Origin of the sequence: Caulobacter ginsengisoli (assembly GCF_030814835.1) — a bacterium.
Classification (GTDB): Bacteria; Pseudomonadota; Alphaproteobacteria; order Caulobacterales; family Caulobacteraceae; genus Caulobacter; species Caulobacter ginsengisoli.
The window spans coordinates 24,457-43,086 of the sequence record NZ_JAUSVS010000003.1; the positions used below are offsets into that span (position 1 = coordinate 24,457).

Below are 18,630 nucleotides of genomic sequence, written 5' to 3' on the forward strand. Positions count from 1 at the left end.
GGGAGATGCCTCGACCATTCAGCGCGTCGCGCGGTAGGGGGCGGTCGCCGCCGCCGCTTCTCCGGCGCTATCGGGCCAGGGCGCTGATGATCTCGGCGATCACGCCCGTGCGGGTTTGCGCCAGGTAGTAGCGGTCATCGACCCGGACCCAGCGATAGCCGGGGGGCGCCGGCCGCAGCCCGTAGCGGACCGGCTGGGTCACGTAGTAGCGGGGCTGGCCATAATAGGCGACCGGCAGGCGCTCGCCGCGCTGCCAGCGCTTCTTCAGCTGGCCAGGCGGCAGGCCGTAGGGCTTCTTGGCGAGGCCGGGGGGCGCCCAGCCCTGGCCCGGCGGGCCGGCGCGCTGGTCATGCTTGCCCCCGCCCTTGCCGCCCGGATCGGCCAGGCTGGCGGCGGGCAGGGCGAGCGACAACGCGAGGGCGGTCAGCAGAAGGCGTTTCATGGCGTGGCTCCAGCGTTTCCCCCGGGCCTGCTAACGCCCCCGGGGCCGCTTTGATCCGCCGGCGCGCTTGTCCGATCCGTTCAAGACGAGCAGGCTGACGGCGTCTAGCTTGCTGGCCAGACAGGATGAGGATGCTCCGTGACCATATCCCCTGCCTCCGACAGCGGCCCGGCTGCGTTGATCCATGAATGAGGCCCTGCTGATGGCGGCGCGCGCGGTGACGGGCGGCGCCTTCCTGGTCATCGGGATCAGGAACATCGGCAACCACCCGGTAGTGACCGACATGATGCGCGCGCGGGGCGTCCCGTTGCCCGCCCTGTCGGCCGGGGTCGGCATCGGGATGCAGATCGGGTTGGGTGGGCTGATGATCACCGGGATCTTCCCGGCCGTCGCGGCGCTGGGGCTGGCGGCTTTCGTCGTCATGGCCACCGCCATCGCCCATTGGCCGTTCGACAAGGCCGGCGAGGAGCGGCAGGCGAACATCAGCGCCTGCCTGGTCAACGCCATCATGCTGGGCGGCCTGTTGGCGTTGGCGGCCGCGGGCGGCATGAACCTCTGACGGTCGGAGCCTGCCTCAGGCGAGGCCGGCCCCAGCCAGCGCCGCCTGGGCCTGGGCGGGATCGAGGAAGACCTCCTTGCGCGTGACCTCGCCATCGGCGTTCACGTCGACGACGTCCACCATGGGGACCCGGGCGGTCTTGCCCGCCGAACCCAGCACCATGACGTAGTCGAACACCCAGCGGTTCTGGCCGAAGAGCGTGCGCTGCTCCGGCTCGAACGCCAGGGCGGGATAGCGCGCGAACAGGCCCTCGACATGGCGCCGGATGGTCTCGCGGCCCACCACGGCCGGCGAGCCATCATGCAGCAGGAAGACCGAGTCGGCCGAGTGCAGGCTGGCGATCAGGGCGGCGTCCTGGGTCTCCCAACCGACGTGATAGCGGTCGAACACCGCCTTCAGGGCGCTTTCGGTCAGGGTCGGATGTTCGAGAGTCGCCGTCGCCATGGGTGGTCCTCCTGTTGGGGAAGACCGAGGTTACATACTTCGGTATGCAAATCAACTTGCCAACTCTGGGTATGTAAATCTCAGCCGGAGCCGGACCCCGCCAGGCCCGCCAGCAGGCTCTCGATCGTCTGGCCGTAGCGGACGATGGCCGGCTCGGGGTCGGCGGTGGCGCCGCTCGCCAGCGCCGCCTCCATGATCGCGCCCATGATCACCCGGGTCGCCGCCTCGATCTCATCGGCGTTGGCGGCTGGCCCCAGCAGGTAGGTCACGCCGCGCCGCACCCGCCCGGCGAAATGGCGGTCGTCGATCTCACGCCAGCGCTGCCAGCCCATCACCGAAGGCCCGTCGACGAGCAGCAGCCTGCGGACGTCCAGACCGTTCGCCAGCCGCAGATAGGCGACGGCGCCGGCGGCGATGGACCGCGGCGACGGCGGCCCGGCGGCCCGGCCCGCTGCCATCGCGTCCAGCCGCGCGGCGATCACCGCCTGCGCCTCGTCGATGAGGCGTTCGAACAGGTCCTTCTTGGATGCGAAGTGGTGGTAGCACGCCCCCTTGGTCAGCCCGGCCGCGGCCGAGATCATGTCGACGCTGACGGCCTCATAGCCCTGCGCCGCGAACAGGTCGCGCGCGGTGTCGAGGATCCGCCGGATGGTGGCGGCGCTGCGGTCTGCCTGACGGGCCATGCTGGGCCATGCATCGGGTGGTCGCGGGGTTGGGTCAAGAGGAGAGGCTGAGCCCCTCCGCCCGACGCCTTAGCTGGCTTCCTCGAAGGTCACCGCCACATCGGCGTTGGCCGACAGCCGCACCTTGTCGCCCTCGATCTCGGCCACCAGCCCGGCGGCGATCCAGTGGTGTTTCTCGTCGACGGAATCCTCGCGGCTCAGCTTGATCCGCTCGCCGTCGATGTGATCGACCGTCCCCACGTGGACGCCGTCCGCGCCGATGACTTCGGCCCCGGCCTTGATGTTGGAATGGTCGTGCATGGCTGCGTTCCTTCGCGTTTGCGGAGGGGTAACGCGCGGGGCGGAGGAAGGGCCCACGAAGATTTTCGCCTAGTTCGCGCGCGGGCCACGGAGTACCTGGGAGCCCGAGCGGTAGATTTGCGCGACCACCCGGCCGGCGGGGTCGCGCTCGAACTGCACCCGGGCTTCGAGGTCCCCGGGGGAGTAGAAGAGGTCGGGTCCGACAGGCACGAGCGGCGCGGCGGCCTGGCCCGTGGTCTGCTCGACCAGCCGGCCGTCCTGCAGCCTGACGGTCGAGACCAGGCCGGGTCCGAACGCGTACTCGCCGACATAGTCCGCCAGCTGTTCGGGCCGCAGAGCCATGGCCGCCGGCGCCTCGGGGATCCGCACGCCCGACATGGTCTGCAGCCGCCAGCGCCCCTGGCGCAGCACATAGACGTCCAGCCGCTGGAGATGGGTGACGAAGCGGCCGGTTCCGACCGTGGTGACCTCCATCTCCTCATAGGCCAGCACCAGGGTGTCCCCCGTGCGCGTCGCCGCGAAGTCGACGACCTCCGTCCGCGTGCCCAGCGCCTGCCGCTGACCCGTGCCGAACTCCGCGGCCAGATAGTCCGCGCGGCCGACCCTGCGCCCGTCAGGACCGAGGGCGACGAAGTCGTCGGCCAGCAGGGCCTCGAAATAGGCCCGGTCCCCCGTCCGGTAGGCCTCGATGCGCTCGGCCTTCAGAGGCCAGTACTGCCGCGCGCCCGGACCGGCCCACCGCGGCTCGCCCAGGACCGGCGTGGCGAGGACCAGGAGCAGCAGGACCAGGAGCCGTCGCATGCCGCCTTATAGCGCGGGCGGGGGCGGGCTGTTGAGTCCGAGGTAAGACGGGCGGGAAACTGGGGGAAATTGGGGGACACGTAATCCAGCTACCCAATTCGCGCGCGTCGCCCAGCCGGATGTTGCAGCCCACCCAGCCGGCCCCGGCGGGCGGTGACGGCCAGGGGCGGGCGCTCGACGATCAAGCCGGGGTGAAGAAGTGGCGCGGGACGACGAGCAGGTTGTTAACCGCCAGCCGGGCCAGATCATAGGTCATTGGCGCCAGGTTGGGATTGTTCCGCGCCGCCAGCCTTTCCAGCATGGTGCAATGGGCGCCGTCGGCCACGGTGGGCCCGAACCGGCCATTCTGGCTCTTCAGCTCGAACTCGGCGTGGCAGTGGGGACAGTGGAAGTCGGCGACCGGCCGGTTGGCCCTGAACCGCTCGACCGGCTGGGTCCCGCAGTCGGGACAGAAGAATCATCGGGCGACCCAGGTTTCGGACCAGACGCGGGCGTTCTGAGAGCCGCTGTCGAACGGGTGGCGGATTCTTCGAAGCCTAGTTCCATGCTTATGCGTCCCGCCCCGCTGGGTGGAGAGTGTGTTTCCGCCAGCGACGACAACGCCGATTGGGGCGGAGAGACGGATCGTCCAACTGACCAACTGTTAGAATGGCGGTGGGCGGCGTGAGTTTAGGGGGGCAAGCGAAATGGATGAATGGCGTTACAGAGTTCTGTTGGAGCAACTACCTCCTCTCGTTGGTGATGGTGGCGCCTTCTACACAGTCCCCCTTGGCTACGCGCAACGAGCGCATGAGTTGGCTGCTACAGTCGCATTTATTTCCAATCGCCCCTTGTTCGGTGAGGTCTACCGTCAGCTGGAGTGGGCGTTTTTTCGGCAGATGCCGCAGAAGAGTGGTCTTCTGTTAGGGCTCGTCGTTCCGACCAATCAAATCGTTCCCGGTGCAACGAATCCAGGCGACATTGATCTGCTGATCATCCCCTACGAGGAGGATGAATTGGTTCTCGAAAGGACCATGGCCATCGAGATCAAGGTCATCCGGGCCTCCTATCTTCGGCAGGGAAAGTCACCGAACGAGTTCGGCTTTACCCAAGGCCAGGCGCTCCTCGCACTTGGCTTTCCATATGCGGGCGTGGCGCATCTCATCGTTGCCGACGAGAGCCCGGCTGAAGCATGGCGCGAAGTCGGTCAGTATCGGGTTGCTCAGGAAGACCGACTAGAGGATCCAAAGCGTGTTCTTGCCGACATGCTTCCCGCAGACCTGATCCGTCGCGGCATGGGACGCTTGGAGGCCAATTGCATCGACGACCGACTGGCGTTGGTTTCAGCATATGTTGGAAGGTCGGACCTGACGATCCACGAACCCGGTGTCTGGATTCCGCGTTGCAGGAGTGGGCAACTGAATGCGGCTCCCAATGAGGCGCTCCTGGATAGCGTTGCCCGATTCTATCATCGGAATCGGGACCGGATGCTTGATACGCCTCGCTATGACCGCCTTGGCACTGGGCTATGAGCGACCGTTGGTCCAGGGGGGAAATTACGGACTTTAGAAATGGGCCGTTGTTCCTGTCACCTCATTGCGGAGGGCGGGAAGCGCTCGCCTGTTGGGGGTTGGAAAATTGGTATTGTGTCCCCGGACTCCCGGACTCCCCCTTTCCCGTCTATTCGATTTCTTGAACGAAATCTCGAATATTTGGCTGCAGACTGTTTAGTTGCGTTTGATTGACCATTACATTCCGGCCCATCACATTTTTAATTCCTGCAACTAGTCGGTGCATCGGTATGCCAAGAGTGGAAGATACAACGGACGACGTGTTTGCATCATTTATTTGATACTGAAACATCCGCTTGAATTCCGTCCGAGTCCGGGGGGGGAGCGCGCCATTTGGATGAATTTCAAACTGGTTAGGATTTGCCAACCACACGCGAAATATTTCGTCTCCAATTTCGTTCACTACTGCTCGGAACGCGCTAGCTGGACCTAAATTTTGAGTAAGTCGGTTTCCGACGTAGGCGTATATCCTGGGTGTTGTCAGGCGAAATTGTTGGGTATTCAGATAGAATTGGGAAATCTGCGCACCAGGATTCCGTTGCACACCATAGATAAGCGCCAATAGCGCACGTACCGCTCGTTTTGACGATCCGTCAGCCGTAAAGGGGACAATTAGACGATCGGAGGCAGCCATTGCCAATTCGGTATAAATTGTGAAGCTTGGATTGCAGTCAATAAATACGGTGTAGTCGTCCCACCCTACGGTAATATCGGAAATTAAATCGCTTATCCACTGATGAACAATGCGCCAAGCGTCTTGTGGGCCAGGATTGGTGGCGCCAAGAACTCTAGAAGACTGGATTTCAAGCTGCTCATCCCCGCAAACGAGGTGAACGTTCGGAGGCACCTCCGGGTTGGTGGCAGAAACTTGGACTACGTAGTGTCCTCCGCTACGAGGGCTAACGTAGGGGCTTCTAACGCGATCTTCGATGTAGCCTGAAATCGTACGGGGGGGTGCCGCTAGAGATAGCTGGTCAAGTGCGGCTTCACCGTGGACCAGACCGCCGAGAAGCATGCTGGACGAATTGGCTTGGGGGCAAAGATCGATCACGAGCACCCGCTTTTCCGGGTGCTGCCGTGCGTATTCGGTAGCCACCTGGAATGTCAGGTAGCTTTTGCCAACCCCGCCCTTGTTGTTCCAGAAAGCGTAGATAGCCATGCCGAGTCCCTACTAGTTCCAGCCGGATATGGCATGTCGGGGCAATATAGGCTTAAAAAATATCGCGTTCCGACGCACGACTTCCCGATACGCAGCTATAGCGCCCTACCGCCGCCCCTTCCGAAACCGCTCCGCCGCCTCCGCCCGCGCCTGAGCCCGCGCCGCCTTCGGCGCCGCCCGGTCCACCTCCTCGCCCGTCCCCGTCATCACCTCGTTCGCGAACTCCAGGTCCAGCATCTTCAACCGCTTGACCTCGTCCCGCAGCCGGGCCGCCTCCTCGAATTCCAAATTCGCCGCCGCCGCCCGCATCCTGTTCTCCAGATCCCGCAACGTCGCCTGGAAGTTGGAGCCCAGGAACGGCTTGGCGTCCTCCGCCACCCCGACGTCGATCGTCACCCGGTCCTTCTCGTACGGCGAGGCCAGGATGTCCTTGATGCGGCTCTTGACGCTCTCCGGCGTGATGCCGTGTTCGGTGTTGTAGATCGTCTGGCGCTCGCGGCGGCGGCTGGTTTCGGCCATAGCGCGTTCCATGGAGCCGGTGATGGTGTCGGCGTAGAGGATGACCTTGCCGTCGACGTTGCGCGCTGCCCGGCCAATCGTCTGGATCAGGCTGGTCTCGGAGCGCAGGAAGCCCTCCTTGTCGGCGTCGAGAATGGCGACCAGGCCGCATTCGGGGATGTCCAGGCCCTCGCGCAACAGGTTGATGCCGACCAGCACGTCGAAGGCGCCCAGCCGCAGGTCGCGGATGATCTCGATCCGCTCCAGGGTGTCGACGTCGCTGTGCATGTAGCGGACCCGCAGGCCCTGCTCGTGCATGAACTCGGTCAGGTCCTCGGCCATCTTCTTGGTCAACACAGTGACCAGGGTGCGGTAGCCCTTCAGGGCGCACTGGCGGCACTCGTCGATGACGTCGTCGACCTGGCTCGTGCCGCCCTTGCTGACCGGCCGCACCTCGACCGGCGGGTCGATCAGGCCGGTGGGGCGGATGACCTGCTCGGAGAAGACGCCGCCGGTCTTCTCCATCTCCCACTTGCCGGGGGTGGCCGAGACGTGGGTGGTCTGGGGCCGCATGGCCTCCCACTCCTCGAACTTCAGCGGGCGGTTGTCCATGCAGCTGGGCAGGCGGAAGCCGTATTCGGCCAGGGTGAACTTGCGGCGGTAGTCGCCGCGATACATGGCCCCGATCTGCGGCACCGTCTGGTGGCTCTCGTCGACGAAGAGGAGGGCGTTGTCGGGGATGTATTCGAAGAAGGTCGGCGGCGGCTCGCCGGGCCGGCGGCCGGTCAGGTAGCGGCTGTAGTTCTCGATGCCGGCGCAGCTGCCGGTGGTCTCCATCATCTCCAGGTCGAAGGTGGTGCGCTGCTCCAGCCGCTGGGCCTCCAGCAGCTTGCCGTTGGCGACCAGCCAGTCGAGCCGCTCCTTGAGCTCGGCCTTGATGGCGATGGCGGCCTGGTTCAGCGTCGGCCGCGGCGTGACGTAGTGGCTGTTGGCGTAGATCTTCACCTCGGTCAGATCGGCGGTCTTCTTGCCGGTCAGCGGGTCGAACTCGTGGATGGCCTCGATCTCGTCGCCGAACAGCGAGATGCGCCAGGCGCGGTCGTCATAGTGGGCCGGGTAGATTTCGATGCTGTCGCCGCGCCGGCGGAAGGTGCCGCGTTCGAAGGCCTGCTCGTTGCGCTTGTACTGCTGGGCGACCAGGTCGGCGAGCAGCTGGCGGTCGTCGATCTTCTGGCCGACCTGCAGGCTGAAGGTCATGGCCGTATAGGTCTCGACCGAACCGATGCCGTAGATGCAGCTGACGCTGGCCACGACGATGACGTCGTCCCGCTCCAGGATGGCGCGGGTGGCGCTGTGGCGCATGCGGTCGATCTGCTCGTTCCGGCTGGAGTCCTTCTCGATATAGGTGTCGGTGCGCGGGACGTAGGCTTCCGGCTGGTAGTAGTCGTAGTAGCTGACGAAATACTCGACGGCGTTGTTGGGGAAGAAGCTCTTGAACTCGCTGTAGAGCTGGGCCGCCAGGGTCTTGTTGGGGGCCAGGATCAGGGCCGGCCGCTGGGTCTCGGCGATGATGCTGGCCATGGTGAAGGTCTTGCCCGAGCCGGTGACGCCCAGCAGCACCTGGTCGTGCTCGCGGTCCCTGATGCCCTGGACCAGCTCGCGGATGGCGGTCGGCTGGTCGCCGGCCGGCTCATAGTCGCTGACCAGCTCGAACCGCCGGCCGCCCTCGGACTTCTGGGGGCGGGACGGGCGGTGGGGCGTCCACAGCGCGGGCGTCTGGGCATCGGCCAGGTCGTGCACGAACTTCGCGGAGACGTCGCTTAGACCGGGGCCAACGCCGGGGAAGGATGGGGGAGCGGGCATGATGCGAAGTTAGGTCCTGCGGGCTGATGGCGCCAGAGGGGCTGCTGCCAGGGCGTGTCAGCAGGGTGGCGGGATGCCTGAGTATCTCCCCCTTAACTGGGGCTGCGGGGCCAGGGTTCCGGGTCGAGGATGCCGACAAGTCTGGAGACGACCTCATGCGCCTGATCCCTGTCCTGGCCGCCCTGGCCGTGCTGATCCCCGCCGCCGCCCGAGCCGATGACGCCACCCTCGTGACCGGTCACTGGGAAGGCTGGTACAGCTGCCCGCAGCGGGAGACGGGCCTGACGCTGGACCTGACCGGGACAGCGGCGGGGGAGGTCAGGGGGACCCTGGCCTTCGGGCCGATGGGGAGCGAGGACATCCCCAAGGGCCGCTATGAGGTCGTCGGTTCGGTGACCGACGGCGTGCTGACCCTGCGGGGCGAGCGCTGGCTCGACCAGCCGGCCGATGGCGCGATGATCGGGCTCACCGCGAAGCTCGGCGCGGAACCCCTCGACGGCTTCGCGGGGCGGATTTCCCCGGCCGGCTGCATAGGGTTCCTGGTGGGCCGCCGCCCGGCCGGGGCCTGAAACCGTGCGCCTGATCTCAATCCTCGCCGCCCTTTTCATCCTCGCAACGCCAGGCCTGGCCCAGGCCGACAACGCCTCCGGCCTGTCCGGCGAGTGGGTCGGCAGCTATGTCTGCAACCAGGGCAAGACCAGCCTGAACCTCCTCCTGGCCGGCGAGGAGGACGGGACGGTCGCCGGGGTCTTCACCTTCGGCAAGGCCCGGGACGGCGACCAGAAGGTTCCCGACGGCAGCTACCGGTTCACCGGGACGGTGCGCAACGGCCTGCTGCGGCTGCAGGGCGAGACCTGGATCACCCGGCCGGACCGCTACGAAATGGTCGGGCTGCTGGGCTTCGTCGGCTTCGGGGATTTCGAGGCCATCGACGGCTTTTCCGGCCAGGTGCTGGGTGAGGGCTGCAAGACCTTTACGGTCAAGCGGACGGACTAGTCCGAACAGCCGTTCGAATCCCCCTTCCACAGTGATCGCCGATCACTAGAATGCCCGCCCGAACGAGGCTGCAGTAGCGGCCCGACCCGGACGCCAAGGAGGACGGCCATGCGCGAATACATGAAATTCTACATCGATGGGAAATGGGTCGACCCGGTCACCCCCAAGAGCCTCGACGTGATCAACCCGGCCAACGAGGAAGTCTGCGGCCACATCTCGATCGGCACGGCCGCCGATGTCGACCTGGCCGTCGCCGCCGCCAAGAAGGCGTTCGAGACCTGGTCGCAAACGACCCGCGAGCAGCGCATCGAAGTGCTGGAGCGGATCATCGTCGAATACCAGAAACGCTACGAGGACATGGCCAAGGCCATCACCGAGGAAATGGGCGCCCCGTCCTGGCTGGCCCAGCGCGCCCAGGCGGCCATGGGCATCGGCCACCTGCAGACCGCCGTCGCCGTGCTGAAGAACTACAGGTTCGAGGAAGACCGCGGCACCACCAAGCTGGTCAAGGAGCCGATCGGCGTCTGCGGCTTCATCACCCCCTGGAACTGGCCGGTCAACCAGATCGCCTGCAAGGTCGCGCCGGCCCTGGCGACGGGCTGCACCATGGTGCTGAAGCCCTCGGAAGTGGCCCCCTTCTCCGGCTACATCTGGACCGAGATCCTGCATGCCGCCGGTGTTCCGGCCGGCGTCTACAACATGGTCAATGGCGACGGCCCCGGCGTGGGCGTGGCCCTGTCCAGCCATCCGGACGTCGACATGGTCAGCTTCACCGGCTCGACCCGCGCCGGCATCGAGGTGGCCAAGAACGCCGCCCCGACCGTCAAGCGCGTGCACCAGGAGCTGGGCGGCAAGAGCCCCAACATCATCCTCGACGACGCCGACTTCCAGAAGGCCGTTTCGGGCGGCGTCGGCTCGGTGATGATGAACTCGGGCCAGTCCTGCAACGCCCCGACCCGCATGCTGGTCCCCGGCAAGCGCATGGACGAGGTCATCGCCATCGCCAAGGCCACGGCCGAAGCGCATGACGTCGGCGATCCCAACGGCAACCACCGCATGGGCCCGGTCGTCTCGGAAGTGCAATGGACCAAGATCCAGGGCCTGATCGAGAAGGGCATCGCCGAGGGCGCCACCCTGGTCACCGGCGGCCCCGGCCGTCCGGAGGGCCTGGACAAGGGCTACTATGTGAAGCCCACCGTCTTCGCCAACGTCACCAACGACATGACCATCGCCAAGGAAGAGATCTTCGGCCCGGTCATCTCGATCCTCGGCTACGAGACGGTCGATGAAGCGGTGAAGGTCGGCAACGACACCGAGTATGGCCTGGCGGCCTATGTCTCGGGCGGCGACCTCGAGGCGGCCCGCAAGGTGGCCAGCCGGCTGCGCGCCGGCCAGGTCAACATCAACGGGGCGGGCCCCGACATGATGGCCCCCTTCGGCGGCTTCAAGATGAGCGGCAACGGCCGGGAATGGGGCGACCACGCCTTCGGGGAATTCCTGGAAACCAAGGCCATCCTGGGCAACAGCGCCCCGGCCGCCGCCGAGTAGGACTGCCAAGACGTGGAGGGGCGGCGTGTACGCCGCCCCCAACCGCGCTTCACATCCGGCCAGGGGAGGAAGGGCCATGGAACCCACGGGGGCCGATCTGGCCACGTGCGTCGCCGACATTCCGCGCGTGCAGGCGCGGCTGCGGCCGGACGCCGAGATGCTGTGGTTCGAGGGCCGCTCGACGACCTTCGCCCAGTGGGACGAGGCCTCCAACCGCTGCGCCAACGCCCTGATCGCCGCCGGGCTGAAACCGGGCGACCGGGTGGGCGTGCTGGCCAAGAACACCGACGACTTTTTCACCCTGTGGCTGGGCTGCGTGAAGGCCCGGGTCTGCCTGGCCCCGGTCAACTGGCGGCTGGCCCCGCCGGAGGTCAGCTTCATCCTCAGGGACGCCGACGCCAAGCTGGTGGTCGTGGGGGCGGGCTTCGAGGACGTCATCGACATGATCGCCAGCGACCTGCCGGACCTGCGCGGCCTGGTGCGCTTCGAACCCGGTCATGAGCGCTGGCCGGGCTTCCGCCACTGGATCGGCGAGCATTCGGCGGTCGATCCGATGCTCCCCGCCGAGCCGACCGACGATGTCATCCAGCTCTATACCTCCGGCACCACGGGCCTGCCCAAGGGCGTGCAGCTGACCGAGGCCAACTATGCGGCGCTGTTCAAGAGCGCCATCGAGGCCGGCTGGGCCCGCTATGAGACCGGCAAGACCAACCTGGTGCTGATGCCGCTGTTCCATGTGGCCGGGGTCAATTGCGGCCTGCTGGCCATGCTGCAGGGCGTGCGCTGCGTGCTGCTGCGCGAGGTCAACCCCGTCGAGATCATCGCCACCCTGCCGGCCCACCAAGTGGCCTACGCCTTCCTGGCGCCGACCATCATCAACATGCTGCTCCATACGCCGGGCGTCGAGGCGGCCGACTATTCGAGGCTGGAGCGCATCTTCTACGGCGCCTCGCCGATCGCCGAGGAGACCCTGCGCCAGGCCCAGGCGCGGTTCGGCTGCAGCTTCAGCCAGCTCTACGGCCTGACCGAGACCATCGGCGGGGGCACTTACCTGTCGCCCGACGATCATGCGCCCGAGCGCGACAAGCTGCGCTCCTGCGGCAAGCCCTGGCCGGGCTACGAGGTGCGGGTGATGACCCCCGAGGGGACAGCCGGCGGGCCGGGCGAGGTCGGCGAAATCCAGATCCGCAGCGTCGGGGTGATGAAGGGCTACTGGAACCGCCCCGAAGCCACCCATGACGCCATCGACGGCGAGGGCTGGTTCCGCTCCGGCGACGCCGGCTATTTCGACGACGAGGGCTACCTCTACATCTACGACCGGGTGAAGGACATGATCGTCTCCGGCGGCGAGAACGTCTATCCGGCCGAGGTCGAGAACGCCCTGTTCAGCCACCCCGCCGTCGCCGACGCCGCGGTGATCGGCGTGCCGGACGACAAATGGGGCGAGGCGGTCAAGGCCATCGTCGTGCTGAAACCCGGCGAGTCCGCCGACCCGGCCAGCATCATCGCCCACTGCCGCGAAAAGATCGCCGGCTACAAGGCGCCCAAGTCGGTGGACTTCATCGAGACCCTGCCCAGGAACCCATCGGGCAAGGTGCTGCGGCGAGAACTGCGGGAGCCGTATTGGGCGGGCAAGGGGCGGATGGTGGGCTAGGCGCCCACCTTTAAAATTCCGCTCATCCCCGCGCAGGCGGGGACCCAGGTGTTTTTGCGGGCTGTCCGATGCTGCGATCCTGTCTTCTTGGTCCTAGGTGTTTCAACCGCTGAAACGAAAAAAGCCTGGGTCCCCGCCTACGCGGGGATGAGCGGTAGTTTGGGTGGGCGCGAAATGAGCACTACACGCGCCACGAATAGGGTGTGGGCTTCGGCTTGCCCGCGGTGATCGACTTCAACCACTCGCGGACCACGGCGTGGGGAACGACACGACCTTCGGCAACGTCGCGTTCTGACTCAGCTTCGCGGCGATCAGGTTCGATGGAATGACGGTGGGTCATGCTTGAGTCTACCAAGCCGGGCCGTCAGGATGAACTAAAGTCTCGGGGCAGCCGGGCGATTGGGAAACGGAAACGCATGACCCCCGACTTCCGCATGATCGAGACCAACGGCATCCGCCTGCGCGCGGCGGTGGCCGGGAGCGGGCCGCTGGTGGTCATGGTGCATGGCTTTCCGGAGAGCTGGTACAGCTGGCGTCACCAGATGGGGCCGATCGCCGAGGCGGGCTTCACCGCCTGCGCCATCGACGTGCGCGGCTATGGCGGCTCGGACAAGCCGGGCAAGGTCACTGACTATGGCCTGGAGCATATCACCGCCGACGTCGCGGGCGTGGTCGAGGCGCTCAGCCCCGGCCAGCCGGGGGTGCTGATCGGCCACGATTGGGGGGCGCCCATCGTCTACAACACCGCGCTCACCCGGCCCGACGTGATCCGGGCGGTGGCGGGGCTGTCGGTGCCCTATACCGGCGTGCCGCAGGCCTCGTTCAAGGCGATCTTCAACGCGATGTTCGTCGACAAGGGCCGGTTCTTCTACCAGGCCTATTTCCAGGACGTCGGGGTCGCCGAGGCCGAGATGGAGGCCGATGTCCGGGGGGCCTTGCGCAAATTCTACTACGCCATCAGCGGCGACGCCCCCGACGGGACCTGGCCGCCGGACAAGAAGCATGGCGAGACCCTGCTGCACCGCCTGCCCGATCCGGACCCGTTCCCGGCCTGGCTGACGCCGGCCGACATCGACTACTTCGTCCACGAGTTCGAGGGTTCGGGCTTCTTCGGGCCGCTCAGCCGCTACCGCAACCACGACGAGGACTTCGCCTTCCTGTCGGAATTCCAGGGCCGCAAGATCGAGCAGCCGTCCCTGTTCATCGGCGGCAGCCGCGACCTGGTGCTGAAGATGATCCCGGGCGTGAACCCGCTGGACATCATGGCCCCGCACCTGCCGGGCCTGCGCGGGGCGACGGTGCTGGAGGGTTGCGGGCACTGGACGCAGCAGGAGCGGCCCAAAGAGGTGACCGACCTGCTGATCCCGTGGCTGAAGGGGCTGTAGCTGACGCGGCGTCATTCTTGCCGCCGCCACACCCCTTCCGCTAACGTCAGCCTAACAACGATAACCTATCGGGAGGATCGGCCATGGCTGATGATCTGGGCGCGGCGCCGGCCAAGCCGGCCTTCAAGCCCCTGCCGATGAAAGGCCCCGACGTCACTGTCGAGCGGCGCGACGACGGCTCTATCCTGGTGCGGTCCAACCATGCGCCTGGCGCCGGCCCCCGCTCCATCGCCCATCTGCTGAAGGAGAAGGCTGAGGCCCATCCCGACCGCCCCTGGATGCGCCAGCGCGAGCCCGGCCATGGGCCCTGGCGGACGGTGACCTATGGCGAGGCCCTGGCCGCCGCCGAGGGCATCGCCCAGGCGCTGCTGGACCGCGGCCTGACCAAGGACGACAGCGTCATGGTGCTGTCGGCCAACTCCATCGAGCACGCCCTGGTCACCCTGGGCTGCTACACCGCCGGCGTGCCGATCGCCCCGATCAGCCCGGCCTATTCGCTGATCTCCACCGACCACGCCAAGCTTCGGCACTGCGCCGGCGTGGTGAAGCCCAAGGTCGTGTTCGCCCAGTCGGGCGCGATGTTCGAGCGCGCCTTCGCCACCCTGCGGACGGTCGATCCGGACCTGGAGTTCGTCACCGTCGACGGGACCGCCGGCAACTTGACGCTCGGCGAACTCGTCGCCACCAGGCCAACCGAAGCGGTCGACGCCGCCCGCGAGACCCTGGGCCACCAGAGCGTCGCCAAATACCTGTTCACCTCCGGCTCGACCGGCATGCCCAAGGGGGTGCCGCAGACCTTCGGCATGATGGCCGGGGTCATCGCCGGCCAGGAGGGCCTGCGCGCCGAGCCGGCCGATCCGGACGTCGTGCCTCAGAGCCTGGAATGGATGCCCTGGAGCCATATCTCGGCCGGCAATATCGGCTTCAACGGCGTGCTGTGGGGCGGGGGCACGGTCTATCTCGACGAAGGCAAGCCGCTGCCCGGCATGTTCGAGACCACCATCAAGAACCTCTATGAGGTCTCGCCGATGGTGTTCGGCTCGGCCCCGGTGGCCTTCGGCATGCTGGCCGAGGCCATGGAACGCGACCCGGCGCTGCGGGCGTCCTTCTTCAAGAACCTGGTCTATATGGGCTATGGCGGCGCCACCCTGTCGAACGATGTCAACGACCGCCTGCAGGCCCTGGCCGTGGCCGAGACCGGCCACCGCATCCCGCTGACGACGATGTATGGCGCGACCGAGACCCAGGGCATCACCGTGACCCACTGGGCGACCGAGCGGGTCGGGCTGGTCGGACTGCCGCTGCCGGGGATCACCATTAAGCTGGTGCCGAACGGGACCAAGTATGAGGTGCGGGTCAAGGGCCCGACCGTCACCACCGGCTATCACGGCGACCCCGAAAAGACCGCCGCCGCCTTCGACGAGGAAGGCTTCTACAAGCTGGGCGACGCGGCCAAATTCATCGACGACAACGATCCCGCCCAGGGCATGGTCTTCGACGGCCGGGTGACCGAGGACTTCAAGCTAGACAGCGGCACCTGGGTCAGCGTCGGGGTGCTGCGCCCGGACGTCGTGGCCGCCTGCAGCCCCTATGTGATGGATGCGGTGATCGCCGGGCAGGACAAGCCGTTCATCGGCGCGCTGGTCTGGCCGTCGATGGCCGGGATGCAGTCGCTGGCAGCGGAGGGCAATCCTCTGGAGAAGCTGACCGAACTGCTGACCGAGAAACTCAAGGCGTTCAACGCCACGGCCGGTGGCAGTTCGCGCCGCATCGGCCGGCTGGTGATCATGACCGAGCCGCCGTCCATCGACGCCGGCGAGATCACCGACAAGGGCTATGTCAACCAGCGCGCCACCCTGGAACGCCGGGCGGCCCTGGTCGACGGCCTCTACGCCAACCCGCCGGCCCCCGGCGTCATCGTCCTCTAGGAGACACGGCCATGGCCGAACTCGACCCCAACTTCCGCGCCATGCTCGACGCCGCCGCGGCCATCGAGATGCCGCCGCTGTCGATGATCCCGCCCGAGATGATCCGCGCCAACTATGTGGCCATGCGGGCCGGGCAGGATGCCGGCGCGCCTAAGGACCTCGACGTCCGCGACCTGCAGGTCGACGGCGGGGCCGGCAAGATCAAGGCGCGGCTCTACACGCCCAAGGGCGCGGCGGCGCCGGGGCCGGGCCTGGTCTATTTCCATGGCGGCGGCTTCGTCATCGGCGACCTCGAGACCCATGACGACTTCATGCGCCGGCTGGCGGCGGCTTCCGGTGTGCGCATCCTGGCGGTCGACTACCGCCTGGCCCCCGAGCATCCCTTCCCGGCGGCTCATGACGACGCCCTGGCCTCGACGAAATGGGCTTTCGACCACGCCGCCGAGATCGGCTTCGACCCGAAGAAGATCGCGGTCGGCGGCTGCTCGGCCGGCGGCAACCTGGCGGCCTGCATGGCGCTGGAGATGCGCGGCGATCCCGGCCGCAAGCTGGCCTTCCAGTTCCTGGCCTATCCGGCCACGGCGATGCTGCAGGACACCGCGTCCCGCAAAGACCTGGCCACCGGCTACATGCTGACCGCCGAGGTCATGGACTGGTTCGCCAGCCACTTCGCCGCCATCGGCCATCCGCACGGCAAGCGGGCCGAGCCGGTCCATGTCGAGGACCTGACGGGCGCGCCGCCGGCCTATATCGCCACGGCCGGCTGGGACCCGCTGAAGGATGAGGGCGCCGAATACGCCAGGCGGCTGAACGCCGCCGGGATCAAGGCCGAGCTGGCCGAGCATCCGACCCTGATGCACGACTTCTACATCATGGCCTCGGTCGCTCCGGCGGTGATCCCGGCCATCGACCGGGCCGCTGCGGCGCTCAAGGCTGGACTGGCGTAGACGGCCAAAGCCTATCGGCCGGCAGGCCCAGCACGCCGGCCGCCGAGGCGTGCAGCGGGCCGGGATCGAGGCGGCCGGCGTCGAGGGCCTGGCGCATCCAGGTCTCGATACTGCCACCTGTCCGGTCGTAGCCGTCGGCCATGAGCAGGCCGTAGAGGCCGGCGGCCAGCACATGCATGCCGTCATCCGCCTTGCGCCAGCGTTTGGCCGGCGGGACGCCAACGCCAAGCCGTCCGGCGACGATTTCCTCGAGCGCCTGGACCGTGTCCTCGTTGAGGATGCCTTCAAGACTGTTGTAACCGAAGGCCGGGTTATGCTCGGCGACGATGCGGGTCAGCAGATCGTCCTGGCCCAGCCGCCCCAGCAGCGCCTTGGCCAGCGGCCCCTCCATGTCGAAGGGCGGATGCAGCATCTCGTGGGCGGCGTTGCGGATGACGATCAGGTCCGGATAGTCGAGGTGGGTCAGGAAGCGCTGGCCCTGGATCTTGATGCCGTGCGGCTTGGAGAAATACAGCAGGATCACCTCCAGCGACGGATCGGGGAAGCGCCGGCCCAGCAGCCGCTCCTGCTCGGCGATAACGTCCATCCCGGCCAGCTTGGCGGTCAGGGCGGGGAGCCGAACGGCGGCGCGGGGTTCGACATACTGTTTGCGGAAGGCGGGGAAGCCGGCGTCCCTGAGGCCGGTCAGCACCTGCCGCAGCTTGGGTCGGCTCGCCAGGAAGGCCTGCCATTCGGCCGGCTCCTTCGCATAGGGACCCGATTGCAGCGGCGGGGCCAGCACCCGTTCGGCGGCGTCGAGGCTGGCGATCAGGTCGTCCAGCGTCGCGTCCGGCCCGCCGGAGAAGATGGTGGTCAGGCTGGGGCCCAGCAGGTCGCCGCTCTTGTCGGCCTGGGCCTGCAGGTCGGCCAGCGCCGCCAGGGCGGCCGGGGCCATCCGCGGTTTGAAGGCGGCCAACTCGTCCTTGTAGTGGTCGGCGTAGAAGGGCTTGCCGGAGAGCGGACCGACGAAGCAGAGGGCGTCGAAGCCTTCCGAGGTGCGCACGTCCCATCGGGTGCGGATGTCGGCGGCGAGGGCCGGGGACGCGAGGGCTGTGGCGGCGGCGGCGAGGAGGATTTGGCGGCGGTTCATGGCGCCAGGCTAGGCGGCGCGGGACTCCGCCGTCTTGAATCGGTTTGACCTCCAGACGCCGGGCGGGCGGCCGGTCAGGGCGGTGACCGCCCGGGTCATGTGGGCCTGGTCGGCAAAGCCCAGGGCCTGGGCGAGGTCGGCGAGCGGCAGGTCGCGGGTCAGCGCTCCACGCCAGGCCGCCCGGGCCCGGGCTTCGGCCCGGTAGCGGCTGGGTGAGACGCCGAACACCTGCCGAAAGCCGCGGGAGACCGTGGCGGCGGCCAGGCCCTCGCGCCGGGCCCAGTCACTGAGCGACCCGGAAGGGAGATCGGCCAGCCGGTCCGGCCAATCGGCGGGGCCGGTGGGGCAGGGGATCAGGCCTTCGATCAGACAGGCGACGGCGGTTTCGGGGTCGCGCTCGGCCAGGCGGACGATGGCGTCCGGGTCGGCGATGCGCATGAAGGCGGCGGGAGGCTCCCAGGCGTCGGGCAGGGGCAGGTTGAGCACCTGGGCGCCGCGCGGGCCGATGCGGTTGGCGTGGGCCTCGAAGCCGCCGTGCAGGATGACATCGCCGGGCGCGGTCCAGCGCCGCCCGCCGTCGCCGGCCTCGGCATAGCCGCCGGCCAGGACCAGCGCGGCATAGGGCTGGGCGTGACGATGCCGGGGCGCTGTCTCGTGGGGCGCGAGGCGCTGGCGGAGCGGGACCGGGGCGGCCAGGGTCGGCATGGCGGCAGTCTGTTGGCCAGGCGCCGACCTGGCCAGTGA

Annotated in this window: 18 protein-coding genes and 1 pseudogene; 9 read left to right on the forward strand and 10 right to left on the reverse strand. The window is 67.3% G+C overall.

Features of this window, described 5'->3' with window-relative positions:
- Positions 1-67: 67 nt before the first annotated feature.
- Positions 68-442 carry an RcnB family protein gene (locus tag QO010_RS09900; protein ID WP_307348698.1) on the reverse strand — a complete coding sequence of 125 codons (375 nt, stop codon included), beginning with the start codon at positions 440-442 and terminating at the stop codon, positions 68-70.
- A 184-nt stretch (positions 443-626) separates the two neighbouring features.
- Between QO010_RS09900 and QO010_RS09905 the strand changes: the two genes are divergently transcribed.
- Complete coding sequence (locus QO010_RS09905) at positions 627-1,001, forward strand: DoxX family protein (RefSeq protein ID WP_307348700.1); 375 nt, start codon at positions 627-629, stop codon at positions 999-1,001.
- 15 nt (positions 1,002-1,016) lie between these two features.
- Here QO010_RS09905 and QO010_RS09910 read toward each other — a convergent pair whose 3' ends face one another.
- From QO010_RS09910 to QO010_RS09930, 5 genes and pseudogenes are all read right to left on the reverse strand, one after another.
- Positions 1,017-1,445: a nuclear transport factor 2 family protein gene (locus QO010_RS09910; RefSeq protein WP_307348702.1), complete on the reverse strand. Its 429-nt coding sequence runs from the start codon at positions 1,443-1,445 to the stop codon at positions 1,017-1,019.
- An 80-nt stretch (positions 1,446-1,525) separates the two neighbouring features.
- Positions 1,526-2,128 (reverse strand): TetR family transcriptional regulator, encoded by a 603-nt coding sequence (locus tag QO010_RS09915; protein ID WP_307348704.1) that lies wholly within the window; start codon positions 2,126-2,128, stop codon positions 1,526-1,528.
- Between the two features lie 69 nt (positions 2,129-2,197).
- Complete coding sequence (locus tag QO010_RS09920) at positions 2,198-2,428, reverse strand: DUF2171 domain-containing protein (RefSeq protein WP_307348707.1); 231 nt, start codon at positions 2,426-2,428, stop codon at positions 2,198-2,200.
- A 69-nt stretch (positions 2,429-2,497) separates the two neighbouring features.
- The gene (locus QO010_RS09925) at positions 2,498-3,229 is read right to left on the reverse strand and encodes a nuclear transport factor 2 family protein (protein ID WP_307348709.1); all 732 of its coding nucleotides are present in this window, start codon (positions 3,227-3,229) and stop codon (positions 2,498-2,500) included.
- A 181-nt stretch (positions 3,230-3,410) separates the two neighbouring features.
- Positions 3,411-3,674 (reverse strand): annotated as a pseudogene (locus QO010_RS09930) (DpnI domain-containing protein); the annotation flags it as partial.
- A gap of 241 nt (positions 3,675-3,915) precedes the next feature.
- On the opposite strand from QO010_RS09930, the gene QO010_RS09935 reads away from it, so the two are divergent.
- Positions 3,916-4,740, forward strand: a complete 825-nt coding sequence (locus tag QO010_RS09935; protein WP_307348712.1) for a hypothetical protein — start codon at positions 3,916-3,918, stop codon at positions 4,738-4,740.
- A 148-nt stretch (positions 4,741-4,888) separates the two neighbouring features.
- On the opposite strand, the gene QO010_RS09940 is transcribed toward QO010_RS09935, so the two are convergent.
- Positions 4,889-5,938, reverse strand: coding sequence for a ParA family protein (locus tag QO010_RS09940; protein WP_307348713.1), 1,050 nt, complete (start codon positions 5,936-5,938; stop codon positions 4,889-4,891).
- Positions 5,939-6,043: 105 nt separating this feature from the next.
- Positions 6,044-8,299: an excinuclease ABC subunit UvrB gene (gene uvrB / locus QO010_RS09945; protein ID WP_307348715.1), complete on the reverse strand. Its 2,256-nt coding sequence runs from the start codon at positions 8,297-8,299 to the stop codon at positions 6,044-6,046.
- Positions 8,300-8,454: 155 nt separating this feature from the next.
- On the opposite strand from uvrB, the gene QO010_RS09950 reads away from it, so the two are divergent.
- The 7 genes from QO010_RS09950 (at position 8,455) to QO010_RS09980 (ending at position 16,757) form a co-directional block, all read left to right on the forward strand.
- Positions 8,455-8,868: a hypothetical protein gene (locus tag QO010_RS09950; RefSeq protein WP_307348717.1), complete on the forward strand. Its 414-nt coding sequence runs from the start codon at positions 8,455-8,457 to the stop codon at positions 8,866-8,868.
- A 4-nt stretch (positions 8,869-8,872) separates the two neighbouring features.
- Positions 8,873-9,295, forward strand: coding sequence for a hypothetical protein (locus tag QO010_RS09955; protein ID WP_307348720.1), 423 nt, complete (start codon positions 8,873-8,875; stop codon positions 9,293-9,295).
- A gap of 108 nt (positions 9,296-9,403) precedes the next feature.
- Positions 9,404-10,843, forward strand: a complete 1,440-nt coding sequence (locus tag QO010_RS09960; RefSeq protein ID WP_307348722.1) for an aldehyde dehydrogenase family protein — start codon at positions 9,404-9,406, stop codon at positions 10,841-10,843.
- Between the two features lie 76 nt (positions 10,844-10,919).
- Positions 10,920-12,497 (forward strand): long-chain-fatty-acid--CoA ligase, encoded by a 1,578-nt coding sequence (locus QO010_RS09965; protein WP_307348725.1) that lies wholly within the window; start codon positions 10,920-10,922, stop codon positions 12,495-12,497.
- Between the two features lie 416 nt (positions 12,498-12,913).
- Complete coding sequence (locus tag QO010_RS09970; protein ID WP_307348727.1) at positions 12,914-13,882, forward strand: alpha/beta fold hydrolase; 969 nt, start codon at positions 12,914-12,916, stop codon at positions 13,880-13,882.
- Between the two features lie 83 nt (positions 13,883-13,965).
- The gene (locus QO010_RS09975) at positions 13,966-15,810 is read left to right on the forward strand and encodes an AMP-binding protein (RefSeq protein WP_307348729.1); all 1,845 of its coding nucleotides are present in this window, start codon (positions 13,966-13,968) and stop codon (positions 15,808-15,810) included.
- Between the two features lie 11 nt (positions 15,811-15,821).
- Positions 15,822-16,757 (forward strand): alpha/beta hydrolase, encoded by a 936-nt coding sequence (locus QO010_RS09980; RefSeq protein WP_307348731.1) that lies wholly within the window; start codon positions 15,822-15,824, stop codon positions 16,755-16,757.
- Here the strand turns inward: QO010_RS09980 and QO010_RS09985 are convergent.
- Both QO010_RS09985 and QO010_RS09990 read right to left on the reverse strand, forming a co-directional pair.
- Positions 16,738-17,886, reverse strand: a complete 1,149-nt coding sequence (locus tag QO010_RS09985; RefSeq protein WP_307348732.1) for a hypothetical protein — start codon at positions 17,884-17,886, stop codon at positions 16,738-16,740. The genes QO010_RS09980 and QO010_RS09985 overlap by 20 nt on opposite strands.
- A 9-nt stretch (positions 17,887-17,895) precedes the next feature.
- On the reverse strand, positions 17,896-18,591 hold the full coding sequence (locus QO010_RS09990) for a helix-turn-helix domain-containing protein (RefSeq protein ID WP_307348734.1): 696 nt from the start codon (positions 18,589-18,591) through the stop codon (positions 17,896-17,898).
- Between the last annotated feature and the right edge of the window lie 39 nt (positions 18,592-18,630).